Below are 13,716 nucleotides of genomic sequence, written 5' to 3' on the forward strand. Positions count from 1 at the left end.
TTTCGTGACTCCGGGCAAAAGAGTTGGGCGAGAAAGCCTAAGTGCCTATCTCTGCATCTCTCTACACAGGACCGACTATGCCGAAGCCAACTCCTGATGAGATGCAACTGAGTGGTGGCGATGGTCTTAAGATGTTGAGCAAGTGAATATTTACCTGGAAAGCTGGATTGGATGAAACCTGTCGAAGGCCGGGCCCGTGTTGTGATTGAAGAGGTAAAGCCGCAGGTGGATGGCGGCCGGTATCCGGTGTGCCGGATCGTGGGCGATACGGTCGATGTTTCTGCTGCGATCTTCGGCGATGGGCATGATCATCTGTCGGCCCGGCTGCTTTACCGGCAGAAGGGCGAAAAACGCTGGCGGTCGGCTGCGATGAGGGAGTTGGGGAACGATCTTTGGAGCGCATCGTTTGAGGTGGACAAGCTTGGAAGCTGGAGTTTTACGATCCAGGCCTGGGTGGATCACTTTGATACGTGGACGAGCGATCTGAAGAAGAGGCTGGCCGCGCAGCCCGATCCGCAGCAGCCAACGCAGATTGGAGTGCCGCAGGATATTCCGCTAGCCCTGAGAACCGGAGCGCTCCTGGTTGAAGCGATGATTGGCCGGGCGAAGGGTGCGGACGCGCGTGCGCTGACGGAGATGGTGACATCCCTGCGCTGGATGGCGGAGCAGGATGCTGCCTTGTATGAATATCCGTTGACTCCGGAGTTTGAAGCGCTGGCGGCGCGTTATCCGGATCTGACGCTGGCGACCAAGCTGGAGAAGGAAGCCGAGATCTGGGTGAATCGGGATCGAGCAAGATTTTCTTCATGGTACGAGTTGTTCCCTCGCTCGATGGCGAAGACCCCGGGGGCACATGGAACGTTGCAGGATGTGATCGGACAGTTGCCGGAGGTTTCGGCAATGGGGTTCAACGTTCTGTACATGCCGCCGATTCATCCGATCGGCACGGCGTTCCGGAAGGGCAAGAACAACTCCACGACCGCTGAGCCGGGCGACTACGGAAGCCCATGGGCGATTGGCGCGGCACCTACGAAGGACAATGACGGCGGCCACAAGGCGATCCATCCCCTGCTTGGGAACTTCAAGGACTTCGATGAACTGGTGCATGCCGCCAAGGCACATGACATGGAACTTGCACTGGATATTGCGTTCCAATGCTCGCCCGATCATCCGTGGGTGAAGCAGCATCCGACGTGGTTCACGATCCGCCCGGATGGCACGATCCAATACGCTGAGAATCCCCCGAAGAAGTATCAGGACATCTATCCTCTAAACTTCGAATCGCCTGACTGGCGCGATCTCTGGGATGAGTTGTGCTCAGTGTTCGAGTTCTGGATCAAGCGCGGCGTGAAGATCTTCCGCGTGGACAATCCGCATACCAAATCGCTTCATTTCTGGGAGTGGTGCATTGGGACAGTCCGCGAGAAGCATCCGGATGTGATCTTCCTGGCTGAGGCGTTCACGCGTCCGCACGTCATGTACTCACTGGCCAAGGGCGGGTTTACGCAGTCCTATACCTACTTCACCTGGAGGACGGCGAAGGCGGAGATCGAGACGTATCTTGAAGAGATCACGCAGCCCCCGGTGAGCGACTTCTTTCAGCCGAACTTCTGGCCGAATACGCCGGATATTCTGCATCGCAGTCTGCAGGTTGGAGGCCGCGCGGCTCACATGCAGAGGGTCATCCTGGCTGCCACGCTGACTGCTAACTATGGAATCTACGGACCGGCCTATGAGCTCTCCGAGAATGCGCCCATGAAGCCCGGTCCGGGCAAGACGGAGACCGAAGAGTACCTGGACAGCGAGAAGTATGAGATCAGGCAACGCGACCGAAATGCGCCGGGAACGTTGGTGCCTTTGATCACGAGGCTGAACCATATTCGCCGGGCCAATCCAGCGCTGCAGTCGAATAACTCCCTGTGCTTTCACAAGGTCGATAACCCTAACCTGATGTGCTATTCGAAGTCGGCTCCTGATGGCACGGGCGGCGAGAACACAATTCTTGTAGCGATCAACCTGGATGTCACGCAGGAGCAGGCAGGCTGGATCGATCTCGATCTGAAGCGGTTGAATATTCCACATAACGAGAACTTCGATATTGAAGATCTACTGACGGGCGTGCATTACCAGTGGCACGACCGCAGCAACTATGTCGCGTTGAGGCCTGAGGTTCAGCCGGCGCACATCTTCCGGATTACGAGGCAGGCCAAGTGAAGAAGCTCGGAAGCGCAAGCGATCCGCTCTGGTATAAAGACGCGATCATCTATGAGATTCACGTCCGCGCCTTTGCGGATTCCAATAACGACGGCATCGGTGACTTTCCGGGGTTGATGTCCAAGCTGGACTATCTCCAGGACCTTGGAGTGACATGCCTTTGGCTGCTGCCGTTCTTCCCTTCTCCGCTGCGGGATGATGGATACGACATTGCGAACTATGTCGATGTGAACCCCTCATACGGGACGTTGAACGACTTCAAGCTGTTCATCGACGCGGCCCATAAACGCGGGATGCAGGTGATGATCGAGCTGGTCATCAACCACACCAGCGATCAGCATCCGTGGTTCAAGGCTGCCCGGCTTGCGCCGCCGGGCTCGCCTGAGCGCGAGATGTATGTCTGGTCCGAGACGGACCTGCTTTATCAGGGCGTTCGCATCATCTTCACGGATACGGAGAAGTCGAATTGGACGTGGGACGACCAGGCCAAGGCCTTCTATTGGCATCGCTTCTTCTCCCACCAGCCCGACCTGAACTTCGATAACCCACGCGTCATGGAAGAGGTGCTGAAGGCGATGCGCTTCTGGCTGGATCTGGGAGTCGACGCGCTGCGGCTGGACGCGATTCCCTATCTCATCGAACGCGACGGCACTAACTGCGAGAACGTGCCGGAGACACACGTCAAGATCAAGGAGATCCGCGCTGCGCTCGATGTCGAGTATGGCAACCGCTTGATCCTCGCCGAGGCGAACATGTGGCCAGCCGATGTGCGGCCTTACTTCGGCGATGGCGACGAGTGCCACATGGCGTTCCACTTTCCGCTGATGCCGCGCATCTACATGGCGCTCCGGCAGGAGGATCGTCTGCCCATCACGGACATCATGGCGCAGACGCCGGATATTCCCGAGAGCTGCCAGTGGGGCCTGTTCCTGCGCAACCACGACGAGTTGACGCTGGAGATGGTGACGGACGATGAGCGGGACTACATGTACCTGGCTTACTCGGCCGACCCGCGCATGCGGATCAACGTCGGCATCAGGCGTCGTCTGGCTCCACTAGTCGATAACAACCGTCGGCGTATCGAGTTGCTGAACTCCCTGCTGCTCTCGTTCCCGGGGACGCCGATCATGTACTACGGCGATGAGATCGGCATGGGCGACAACATCTACCTGGGCGACCGCAACGGTGTACGTACGCCGATGCAGTGGAACTCCGACCGCAATGCGGGCTTCTCCAAATGCGATCCAGCGCGGCTGTACTTTCCTGTCGTGATGGACCCGATCTATGGGTACCAGGTGGTGAACGTCGAGGCGCAGTTGAGCGATCAATCGTCGCTGCTGCACTGGACGCGGAACATGATCGCGCTGCGCAAGTTATTCCAGGTATTCGGGCGCGGGACGCTGGAGTTCCTGCACCCGGAGAACAGAAAGGTACTGGCCTACCTGCGTGATCTGAAGCGCGACGATGGCACGCATGAGACAGTCCTGTGCGTTGCGAATCTCTCACGCTTTGCGCAGCCTGTGGCGCTGGACCTGACAACCTACGCGGGCATGATGCCGGTGGAGATGCTGGGCTACGTATCGTTCCCGCAGATTGGGAAGACTCCGTATGCGTTGACCGTAGCTCCGTACTCGTTCCTGTGGTTTGAGCTGCAGCCTGCACCCGTTGAGATCGAAGAGCCGATGGATGTGACGCCAGGCGCTCGCGAAGAGGGCGAGCAGGTGGCGCTGGATCTGTTGACGAAGGGTTGGGCTGGGCTGGTGTCCGGGCCAGGTGCCACGCTGCTCGAGACGGCGCTGCCGGGATGGTTGAGCCGGCAACGTTGGTTCGGTGCGAAGACGCGGACGATTCAGACGGTGAGGATTGCGGAGTGGGTGCAGATTCCTGCTGGCGCTGGAGAAATTTTGCCAACGTCCAAGCTGCCCGCTGCGAACACGCTGGGGGATGCGCTGCTGTTCCTCGACATCGTTTATGCGGACAGCTCGAAGGATACGTATCAGCTACCGATCTCCTACACAACGGGCCATGCGGCTGAGGAGCTTCGCGCTGCCGCGCCATTGAGCGTGATTGCAACGTTGAGTACGCCGACCGGTAGCGCCATGCTGCATGATGCTTCCACGCGTGAGGATCTGCGGCAGGCATTGCTGACGATGATCGGTGATGAAGCTACGCTGGCGCTGGGCAACGCTGCTTCCGCTGGCCGCGAGATTGCGACGACGTTGATCGCGGCGCATACGGGCCGGCCTGCGCATGAGATTGGCGCGAAGGATACCGAGGTTCAGGAGATCGCGGGCAAGATCGCACAGGAGCACAGCATCGAGGTTGCGGATGTGGCTCCGGAGTTTATCGGGGCCATGCCAGGCGCGGAGAATCCCTCCATGACGCAGGTGTTTGGCGGCGCTGAGTCTGCCTCTGCTGCGAACGGCGCGGCTGGGCAGTTGAAGGCTTATAAGTCGAGCGCGTTCGATGCCGCTCGAGGGACTGCTGCGCTGCCTTCGCGGACGGGTTCCGCGGAGCAATCGAACACGAACTTCCTTTACGACCAGACGCTGCTGATGAAGCTGTTTCGCCGCCTCCAGCCGGGGCTGAATCCGGATGTGGAGATTGGCCGTTTCCTGACGGAGGTGGCCCACTTCCCGCGCATCGCACCGTTCCTGGGTGAGTTGACGATGGTCGACAGCCAGGGCGAGACGACCACGCTGGCCATGCTGCAGGGAATGGTCAGCAACGAAGGAGATGGCTGGCAGTGGACGCTGGAGGAACTGGCCCGGTTTTATGAATCGGTGTCCGCATGTCCGATTCCCGCAAATCAAGGCAAGCTGCCCCGCTACGGCAATGAGGGCGTGACGCCGGAGGATGCGAAACAGCATCTTGGGCTGTACCTTGAAGCGGCTGCACTGCTGGGACGCAGAACGGCGGAGATGCATCTGGCTCTCGCGACCGCAACGGACAACGCAGCGTTTGCGGCCGAGGCGTTTACAAGCGAGGATCTGGCTCTGGATGCGAAGCGGATCGATACGCAGATCAGCCAGACGCTGGAGGCTTTGAAGCACGGGATGCAGGCTCTGAAGGATCTGACCGCGGATGATGCGGCTACGATCCTGAGTCGGCGGATCGAGCTGTTCTCACGCGCTCATGCAATTGCTGCAGGCACGCCGGCCGGCAAGCGTATCCGGATTCATGGCGACTACCACCTGGGTCAGATCCTGCGGGCGAAGAACGACTTCGTCATCCTGGACTTTGAGGGTGAGCCTGCACGCACGCTTGAGGAACGCAGGCGCAAGCAGTCGCCGCTGAAGGATGTGGCGGGCATGATGCGGAGCTTCTCCTATGCGGCCTGGTCCGGGCTGGACCAGTATGCGCTACGTCACCCGGACCAGGCACGATCGTTTGAGCCCTGGGCGAGGCTGTGGGAGAACTCGGTTGCCACCGAGTTCCTGCGTGCTTACCGGCAGACGATGGAGACGGACGCGACGCTGCTGCCGGATGCGGCGCAAGCGGATTCGCTGCTGAGCGCGTACCTTCTGGAGAAGGCGCTTTACGAGCTTTTGTATGAACTGAACAATCGGCCAACCTGGGTGCGTATTCCGCTTGCGGGCATCCTTGCACTGCCTAAACCTGTTGCCTGAACCGACAGCGCCACGCGAGAGAATAGATGGCCACGACTCAAACGATCAATGAACCCGCGACAAGCGCAGCAGGCGCACCCAGCCTGCTGGTAAGTCTTGCTTCGCTCTCGCACGATGCCTTTGAGCATTTGCTCACAAACCTTGGTGCCGCGTTTCCCGGCGAGGCGGTCGTCGTTGCGACGCCGGATAACGCGGTGGGCGGAGATGCCGAAGCCAATCACGGGGGGCTGAGGGTGGTTGGTTATACGCCTTCCGCCCCTTCCCCCGGTTCCTGGACGCTGACTGCGGCGGACTTTCTGAACGCCCACGAACTGGCTGCCAGGTATCAGGCTCCCGCGGTGCTGGTCCTCGGAACGGAGGCGCAATCGCTGGCGCCGAGCGCATTGCGTGGGCTTGCTGACTCCGTCGTAAGCAACGGCTGCGACCTTGCCATGGCTCGGTACACCCTGCCCCCGCGGGCTGGACTGGTCAATTCCGCAATTCTTTATCCGGTCACACGAGCCCTGTTCGCGGCGCGTCCACGCTTTCCATTGGCGATCGACATGGCGCTCTCAGCGCGGATGGCGGAGCGGCTGGCGACGGCAGCCCAGCGGTTTACAGCGGCGGGGCAGACGGATGCGATGGTATGGCCGATCTCTGAAGCTGCCGTGGCAGGATTTTCGATCGCGCAGGTGGAGGTTGGGACCCGTACTCTGCCCGCACCGCAGGGAGTCGATCTGAACAGTGTGCTCGCGCAGGTCGCCGGGTCTTTATTCTCGGATGTGGATGCCAAGGCTTCGTTCTGGCAGCGAGCCCGGCCGGTACAGACGGAGCGGATTCCCGTGATCCCGGCTGCGACGCCCACCGGCAGCGACGAGGTTCAAGGGATGCTGGATACGTTCCGGCTGGCCTATACGAATCTGCACGAGATCTGGTCGCTGGTCTTGCCGCCGCAGTCCCTGCTTGGCTTGAAGCGGCTGTCGGTGATGCAGCCGGCAGAGTTTCGCATGAGCGATTCGCTCTGGGCACGGATTGTGTATGACTTTCTGCTTGCGTATCGGCTGCGCACCATCAACCGCGGACACCTGCTGGGTGCGCTGACGCCGCTGTACCTCGCATGGGCGGCTTCACACATTTTGATGACGGAGGCTGGCACAGATCCGGAACGGCATATCGAGGCGGTGGCAGCGGCGTTTGAGGCCGACAAGCCCTACCTCGTCTCTCGCTGGCGCTGGCCGGACCGGTTTAATCCCTAGTCCAGAAACATACGCAACCCAAGGTCAGAAATCTCAAAGTTACGCAGCAACGCAATCGTTTGAAGGAGTTTGTCGATGCAAACCGCACTCCAGCCCGACCAGTACCAGAGCTATCCCACCACGCAGCCCGTTTACGTTCAGAACCCTTCCATCTTCGATCACATGTCCGATGCCCTGAGATCGTCTGTGGATCGAGTTCTCTCCCTTCTGATCAGCATCCTGCCAGGTCTGCTCGCTTTCATCCTGGCCTTTGTGCTGCTGACCGCGCTCGGGGTGTTCCTGAGCTGGGCCTTCCGGCGCATCCTGACCGCGCTGAAGTTCGACGAGAGAGCAGCCCGGCGGCAGGCGAGCGGTATCGCCGACTGGTCTCCCTCGCACAGTCCGACTGCCTTGGTCGGACGCATAGTCTTCTGGGGTTGTGTACTGCTGGGTCTAATCATCGGGATTCAGGCATTCGATGCGTCTTACGCGACCGGTTCAGCCGCAGTGTCGATCTCGCTTCTGCCTTACGTCACTCACAGTGTGGGCGCGATCCTGATCCTGTTTGCCGGCAACCTGATCGCCCGCTACCTGGCGCGCACTGTGCTGATCGGCGCAGTCAATAATCAGCTTCAGTACGCGCGATTCCTCTCCATGGGCGTGAAGTGGCTGGTGCTGGTGCTGACGGCTGCGATGGTCCTCGACCATCTACAGATTGGCAGCGGAATCGTGGAGCTTGCGTTTGGAATCCTCTTCGGCGGGATTGTGCTGACGCTCGCATTAGCTGTGGGGCTCGGCTCACGAGACCTGGTGACGCGCTCACTGGAGCGCAACCAGGATCGCGTGGATAAGGTTCCGTCCCCCACGGCCGACCCCGCAGCCGCGAGCGAAAGTCTGCGTCATTTCTGAACGCTATAATCAGGCCAACCACGAGATTTCGCGGACGAAGGAAACTATAAGCACCCATGCAGCAGCAGGAGATCTACACCCAACTCACGTCCATCTTTCACGATCTCTTCGATGATGACAGCCTGGTTCTGACCCCCGAATTGACTGCGGCCGAGGTGCCGGAGTGGGATTCGTTCAACCACATCAACCTGATCGTGGCGGTGGAATCCCGATTCAAGATCAAGTTCCAGACGGCGGAACTCGAGTCCATGAACTCTGTAGGCCACCTGGTGAATATCATCTCGCAGAAGGTCGCAGCGCAGGGCCGGTAGCCTCTCGTCACGAGGCTGCCTCACCTCTCCGATGAACCTGGATGGGTTCGGATCTGCAACTATCGAGGGATTAGCGGCTGCAACCTGCGTTCGTGGTTAACCCGCTTATGGGTGGTGGTCGTACCACTTGTATTAGGAGATTCTCATACTTGTCAGGAGGGCATGAGCCCGCCGACCTATGAAAGAGAGCTTCCAACCATGCACTTCCTTGTTGTGGCCGCCGCTTTTCTGCTTATGGTGCTTTTTCCCTGTCTCCTCACAATGAAACCCAGCGTTCTGGATGAAAGCCTGATTGAAGAGATTTAGGTTCTGGCAGTAACAAATACTCTTTGAGCTTGAATTAATTTTTCCGGTGTATCGATGTCGAGCTCGCCGAGCGGCAGATCGATAGCTTGAGCCTCGGCAAGCAGGTCACGGGCACCAAGATCGCCGCTCAGACACGCTAGCAGCGCAAAGTGATCTGCCGGAAAGAATGCAGGCACGCCCTTTCTTCCCGCATACGCGGACGCAATCGGCCTGCCCAGACGTTCGCCCTTATGGATCAACTGCCGCAGATGGGCAGGCGTAACGGACGGCTGGTCACAGGTCATGATGATCGCCGCATAATACGTCTCCGAAGCCTTCCGTATCCCGACAGCAATTGAAGCGGCCATTCCAGACTCCCACTGCGGATTGAAGACGGTCTGAGCAGACGCGAGATCACAGACCGCCGCTACTTCCTCCGCATTCGCACCCAAAACCACCAGCGGGGTGCACTCAGCCTCAAGCGCGGTACGCACGGCGCGGGAGAGCAGCGGTTCCCCGTTGAGCAAAGCGATCTGCTTTGGCGAGCCCATACGGGTAGACGCCCCCGCCGCCAGGATGATGGCCACGACGCCGTTCATGCGCCCAGGCTGCACTCAACCTGCAGGTACCTGGAAGCCCCACCCCTCTGAATGTGTTCCGCAACTTCAAGCGAGGTCAATCGACGCGATGGCCCGCGCCTGCCATGGCAGAGGGCCTGGATCTCACTAACGATCGAGAGCGCAATCGCCTCTGGTCCATCGCCCCCCAGATCCATACCGACAGGTGCAAAGACGTCAGCGCAGCACGACTCCACCGAACGTCCGAGCTCCAGCGCAGCCTCACTGATCAACAGGCTGCTGCGGTGTCTCGCACCCAGAAGACCGAGGTAACGCGGGCGAAACGGCAACGTGGACGTAAGGAGCGCACGATCCTGCTCGTAGCTGTGAGTCATGAGAACGACCGCGTCCTCCGGCCGAATCCCAAGCGAGCCGGCCGATGAGGCTGTCAGCACCCGTTCCGCCTCCGGGAAGCGCTCTTGGCGAGCGAGTTGAGAACGACCGTCCGCTACGATGACACTCCAGCCAAGCAGCGAGGCGAGACGAACGACGGACTTTGCATCGTCCCCCGCCCCCAGAACGAAGAGGCGCTGCGGAGCGGCCAGGCGCTCGACGAAGCGGCCGTCGTATGGCTCGCCGGGACTCAGTCTGCTGGCGCATGCGATCTTCTCCGGGCTGAGGCCTGGGCTTGCAAAAATAATGGAGCCATCAGCCGCGAGGATCAGCCTCCGGAGGCCACGGCCATTCCCAGGAAGAAAACTGACGACGGTGCTCTCAACTCCTATCAAGGATGCGGCCATGGCGTGGCCCAGGGCTTGCGCCTCCGGCGTGTCCAGCGGCTCCAGCAGGAGGTCGACGGTCCCGCCACAACCCAGCCCGAACGGGATCTCGGCGGTGTCGTCAAAGGTCATGGCATAGCGTTCCACGATGGGTCCATTGCGAACCATCCAGGCCGCCTTGCGTACGAGATCCGTCTCCAGGCATCCTCCGCTGACGGTGCCTGCGTAGCCGCCGGAACCATCCGTCAGAAGTCGAGCTCCGGCCTTACGGTAGGACGAGCCTTCAACGCGAACGAGGGTGATGAGCACATCCGCGCGGCCCGCCTGCCACAACGCCACGATCTGTCGACGCTCAATCACTATATTTCCAATCCTCTCACCAGTAGATGCAGTCCGGACAATCTTCTGCCGCCCGGGAATCGCCAGGGCGGAGGTCTAGCGGTTTCGCCCCCAACTCTGCTAGACTCAAAAAGTCGAGATTGCGAACCAGCGGGCTATTCCCATCAGCCCAGGCAGCAGGGTAAGCACCTTCCAATCGACGTATCGCCTGGTCAATTTCGGAATGTAGCGCAGCCTGGTAGCGCACCTGCTTCGGGAGCAGGGGGTCGAGAGTTCGAATCTCTCCATTCCGACCATTTCCAAAATCAATGACTTACGGGGTTTCCCACCTTGGCCTGAATGCTATGGCAGGGGGCAGGCTCAGCCCAAAAAAGGCGCAGCCTCAAGCTGCATCGGGTTGACGTTCGGGTTGATGCTGGGCAGTGGCAAATTCAACTAACAATCTGACCGCGTGCCGGTCATTCTCGGTTTCGATGATAAAGGCAAGCCCGGCATCGAAACCCTGGGTGCGGGCAACCCTGGCTTTGACGTTCACGTAGAACTCTCCCACCAGCAAAGAGAGTTCGCCGTTCGTAAAGAGTTCAACAGGCCTGGCGAATGCCGCAAGCATTCCCGAGGCACTCACGTTGACGCAGTGCCCTTCCAAGACACCTTCGTCCCCGGCGAAGGTGAGGGCGAGGTTGAGATCGAAGCGGGCGGGACGAGGGGCCTGAGAAAACAATCTGGTTGAGTCTCCGAGCTAGACCCTAGCACACGCATTGCCAGGCTGTCCGTCACTTCCCGGGGCTTCACCCCATTCTCACAACTCCAATGTGGCGCGTGCCCCGTAAGTGATTGACAGTTCAGCGAATGCGTCATTTCTTTGTTACAACTTTGGAACTATGGCTCCGCACGGATGGAACTTCTAACGTTGAATTCACCTGAATGTGCGGCTTCAGCCTTGTGTTTGGGCTCGGCCGCAGCGGGTCTTGAATTCAACTATGCCACTCCGAGTCAGACTCCTGATCACGTTGACTATCCTGTCCGCCGTTGCGGCGACGGTGCTGGCAGCGCGTCAACCCAGTCACTCCTGGCCACAGTTCGGACTGCTGCTGGTCGCAGTGCTGTTGAGTTCTGGCCTCAAGGTCCAATTGCCCAAGGGCGACGGAAGCATGTCGCTGAACTTCCCCTTCATTCTTCTGGCAATCATGCAGCTTTCCCCGCTGCAGGCCATCATCCTGGCAGCCTTGTCCGTGGTGGTCCTGGGCCGGATCAAGGTCAAGAAGTTCTTCACGCTGGTGCAGACGACGTTCAACGTCGCTAACTCCATGTGCGCCACAGCGGCGGCCTCCGCAACATACGCGTTTCAGATTCGGCATCATGGACCGCCTGCGCCTGCATTGGCGATTGCCGCGCTGGTCTACTTCTTCTGCAGCACCGCGACCGTCGCCATGGTCATCGCATGGTGCAAGGCAGAGCGGGCAATTCCCTTCTGGCGCGCCGAGTTCCCCTGGTATCTGCCGTTTTACATCGTGGGCGCTGCGCTGGCGGCGATCGCGCAGCACGTTACGGCAAACTTCGGCTGGGCCACCTCACTTCTGCTGATCCCGATGGTCTACACGGTCTATCGCTCCTACCAGGGCCAGATGAACCGAATCAAGGAACGCGAGCAGCACTACGAGCAGACCGAGGCGTTGCACCTGCGCACCATTGAAGGACTGGCCATGGCCATCGAGGCCAAGGACCAGAACACGCACGACCATCTCTTCCGCGTGCGCAGCTACGTCAATGAGATTGGTGTGGCTCTGCAACTAAGCAAGCTGGAGATGAAGGCGCTGCAGACGGCTGCTTTCCTGCACGACATCGGCAAGCTGGCTGTTCCCGAGCACATCCTCAACAAACCCGGCAAGCTGACTCCTGAGGAGTTTGAGAAGGTCAAGATTCATCCGGTGGTGGGTGCGGAGATCCTGGAGCGTGTACGCTTCCCTTACCCGGTTGTACCGATCGTGCGATCACACCACGAGTGGTGGAACGGGACCGGCTATCCGGACGGACTCAAGGGTGAAGATATCCCGATCGGCGCACGCATCCTGACTGTTGTGGACTGCTTCGACGCGTTGGCATCGGACCGTCCGTATCGCAAGAGCCTCCCGCCCGATGAGGCGATGGCGATCGTTAAGAAGATGGCTGGCATCCAGTTCGATCCAGGCGTGGTCGCGGTGCTGGAGCAGCGATATACGCTCCTGAAGCAGCAGGCCGATACCGAGCACGAGAGGAACTTCATTCCGCTGAATACGGATATCGAGGTCTGGCGTGGAGAGGCTCCGGGTGCAGGCTTTGAGCGATCCGACGACGACCTCCAGACGCTTTCACTTTCAGATAATTCCGATACCGCGGAGCTCGACCAGACCGCGGCGTTTGCGTCACTCAACCTGATCGCCGCTGCGAGCCAGGAAGCACAGACCCTGTACGAGATGAGCCAGGGCCTGGGTGGTTCGCTGAGCCTGAAAGAGACGATCTCCGTGATGGCTTCACGCATGCGGCGATTGATTCCATTTGACTGCTGTGCGCTCTATCTGCCGGCGGGTGAAACCCTGGTGGCGCAGCATATCGATGGAGAATGCGCGAAGTCCTTCGCAGCGGAGCCAATCCCGATGGGCGAGGGAATCTCCGGGTGGGTCGCGCAGAGTGGCAAGGCGATCCTCAACGGCAATGCGACGGTGGAGCCCACCTATCGCGGCAAAGCCGGCGAGCCGGGCGAACTGCGTTCGGCACTCTCTATCCCTCTCTATAACCTGCAACGGCAACTGCTGGGCGTGCTGACCTTGTATGCCATTGAAGCTGAATCGTTTTCAAGAGACCACCTCCGCATTCTGCAAGCGATGGAGTCCAAGCTCTCTCTCTCGCTCCAGAACGCCATCCAGTTCAAGCGCGCGGAGAAGGATGCCGAGACCGACTTCCTCACCAACCTGCCCAATGCGCGGCGTCTCTTCCTGCAGCTTGAGAGTGAGTTGGAACGCTGCCGCACAGTCGGACAAGACCTTGCGGTCATCGTCTGCGACCTTAACGCGTTCAAGGAAGTGAACGACCGCCGCGGTCATCTGGCTGGAAACATGCTGCTGAGCTCCATCGCCGACGGCTTCCGCAGGGGTTGCACCAATGTGGACACCGTGGCGCGCATGGGCGGAGACGAGTTCGTCTTTCTGCTGCCGACCATGAGCGCCGAAGGCTCTGAAGCACGTCTGCGCGAGATCGCCGAGACCGTCACACAGGTAGCCCACACGCTGGGCTTCGACACGCGCGTCTCGGCCAGCCTTGGCGCGGCCTTCTACCCTGCTGACGGCGAATCCGCCGAAGAGTTGCTGGCGCTTGCGGACCGGCGGATGTACCTGGACAAGCAGGCCCACTACAAGACCCTTGAAGGAACTACCTCAGAACATCGCGGTAAGGCCTTCGCCGCATGAACCCATTAGTAAGACGTCTTGTGAGCCGCGTGGGTC

10 protein-coding genes and 1 tRNA gene are annotated in these 13,716 nt (G+C 59.8%); 8 read left to right on the forward strand and 3 right to left on the reverse strand.

Annotation, left to right across the window (positions count from 1 at the left end; genetic code table 11):
* Nucleotides 1-171 precede the first annotated feature (171 nt).
* The 6 genes from ACIX9_RS14390 to ACIX9_RS25890 all read left to right on the forward strand — a co-directional run bounded on the left by ACIX9_RS14390 (nt 172) and on the right by ACIX9_RS25890 (nt 8,583).
* Nucleotides 172-2,214 (forward strand): alpha-1,4-glucan--maltose-1-phosphate maltosyltransferase, encoded by a 2,043-nt coding sequence (locus ACIX9_RS14390; RefSeq protein WP_013581221.1) that lies wholly within the window; start codon nt 172-174, stop codon nt 2,212-2,214.
* Nucleotides 2,211-5,843 (forward strand): maltose alpha-D-glucosyltransferase, encoded by a 3,633-nt coding sequence (gene treS / locus ACIX9_RS26960; RefSeq protein ID WP_013581222.1) that lies wholly within the window; start codon nt 2,211-2,213, stop codon nt 5,841-5,843. The genes ACIX9_RS14390 and treS overlap by 4 nt, the downstream gene beginning before the upstream one ends.
* 26 nt (nt 5,844-5,869) lie before the next feature.
* Nucleotides 5,870-7,078: a hypothetical protein gene (locus tag ACIX9_RS14400; protein WP_013581223.1), complete on the forward strand. Its 1,209-nt coding sequence runs from the start codon at nt 5,870-5,872 to the stop codon at nt 7,076-7,078.
* A gap of 75 nt (nt 7,079-7,153) precedes the next feature.
* Nucleotides 7,154-7,966, forward strand: a complete 813-nt coding sequence (locus ACIX9_RS14405; RefSeq protein WP_013581224.1) for a hypothetical protein — start codon at nt 7,154-7,156, stop codon at nt 7,964-7,966.
* A gap of 56 nt (nt 7,967-8,022) precedes the next feature.
* Nucleotides 8,023-8,277, forward strand: coding sequence for an acyl carrier protein (locus ACIX9_RS14410; protein ID WP_013581225.1), 255 nt, complete (start codon nt 8,023-8,025; stop codon nt 8,275-8,277).
* 162 nt (nt 8,278-8,439) lie between these two features.
* Nucleotides 8,440-8,583 (forward strand): hypothetical protein, encoded by a 144-nt coding sequence (locus ACIX9_RS25890; protein WP_013581226.1) that lies wholly within the window; start codon nt 8,440-8,442, stop codon nt 8,581-8,583.
* Here ACIX9_RS25890 and ACIX9_RS14415 read toward each other — a convergent pair.
* Together ACIX9_RS14415 and ACIX9_RS14420 are read right to left on the reverse strand one after the other, a co-directional pair.
* Nucleotides 8,580-9,161 (reverse strand): nucleotidyltransferase family protein, encoded by a 582-nt coding sequence (locus tag ACIX9_RS14415; RefSeq protein WP_013581227.1) that lies wholly within the window; start codon nt 9,159-9,161, stop codon nt 8,580-8,582. The genes ACIX9_RS25890 and ACIX9_RS14415 overlap by 4 nt on opposite strands.
* Nucleotides 9,158-10,258, reverse strand: coding sequence for an XdhC family protein (locus tag ACIX9_RS14420; RefSeq protein ID WP_013581228.1), 1,101 nt, complete (start codon nt 10,256-10,258; stop codon nt 9,158-9,160). The genes ACIX9_RS14415 and ACIX9_RS14420 overlap by 4 nt, the downstream gene beginning before the upstream one ends.
* A 198-nt stretch (nt 10,259-10,456) precedes the next feature.
* Between ACIX9_RS14420 and ACIX9_RS14425 the strand changes: the two genes are divergently transcribed.
* Nucleotides 10,457-10,533, forward strand: a tRNA-Pro gene (locus ACIX9_RS14425).
* A gap of 86 nt (nt 10,534-10,619) precedes the next feature.
* Here ACIX9_RS14425 and ACIX9_RS14430 read toward each other — a convergent pair.
* Nucleotides 10,620-10,958: a PilZ domain-containing protein gene (locus tag ACIX9_RS14430; RefSeq protein WP_013581229.1), complete on the reverse strand. Its 339-nt coding sequence runs from the start codon at nt 10,956-10,958 to the stop codon at nt 10,620-10,622.
* Nucleotides 10,959-11,247: 289 nt separating this feature from the next.
* On the opposite strand from ACIX9_RS14430, the gene ACIX9_RS23915 reads away from it, so the two are divergent.
* Nucleotides 11,248-13,680 carry an HD domain-containing phosphohydrolase gene (locus tag ACIX9_RS23915; protein WP_198152104.1) on the forward strand — a complete coding sequence of 811 codons (2,433 nt, stop codon included), beginning with the start codon at nt 11,248-11,250 and terminating at the stop codon, nt 13,678-13,680.
* The last annotated feature ends 36 nt before the right edge of the window (nt 13,681-13,716 follow it).

The organism is Granulicella tundricola MP5ACTX9 (assembly GCF_000178975.2).
Classification (GTDB): domain Bacteria; phylum Acidobacteriota; class Terriglobia; order Terriglobales; family Acidobacteriaceae; genus Edaphobacter; species Edaphobacter tundricola.

Bases quoted from the DNA above. Each gene is read 5' to 3' on its own strand.
- ACIX9_RS14390 (WP_013581221.1), top strand. From the start codon at position 172: ATGAAACCTGTCGAAGGCCGGGCCCGTGTTGTGATTGAAGAGGTAAAG.
- ACIX9_RS14400 (WP_013581223.1), top strand. From the start codon at position 5,870: ATGGCCACGACTCAAACGATCAATGAACCCGCGACAAGCGCAGCAGGC.
- ACIX9_RS14405 (WP_013581224.1), top strand. From the start codon at position 7,154: ATGCAAACCGCACTCCAGCCCGACCAGTACCAGAGCTATCCCACCACG.
- ACIX9_RS14410 (WP_013581225.1), top strand. From the start codon at position 8,023: ATGCAGCAGCAGGAGATCTACACCCAACTCACGTCCATCTTTCACGAT.
- ACIX9_RS25890 (WP_013581226.1), top strand. From the start codon at position 8,440: ATGAGCCCGCCGACCTATGAAAGAGAGCTTCCAACCATGCACTTCCTT.
- ACIX9_RS14415 (WP_013581227.1), bottom strand. From the start codon at position 9,161: ATGAACGGCGTCGTGGCCATCATCCTGGCGGCGGGGGCGTCTACCCGT.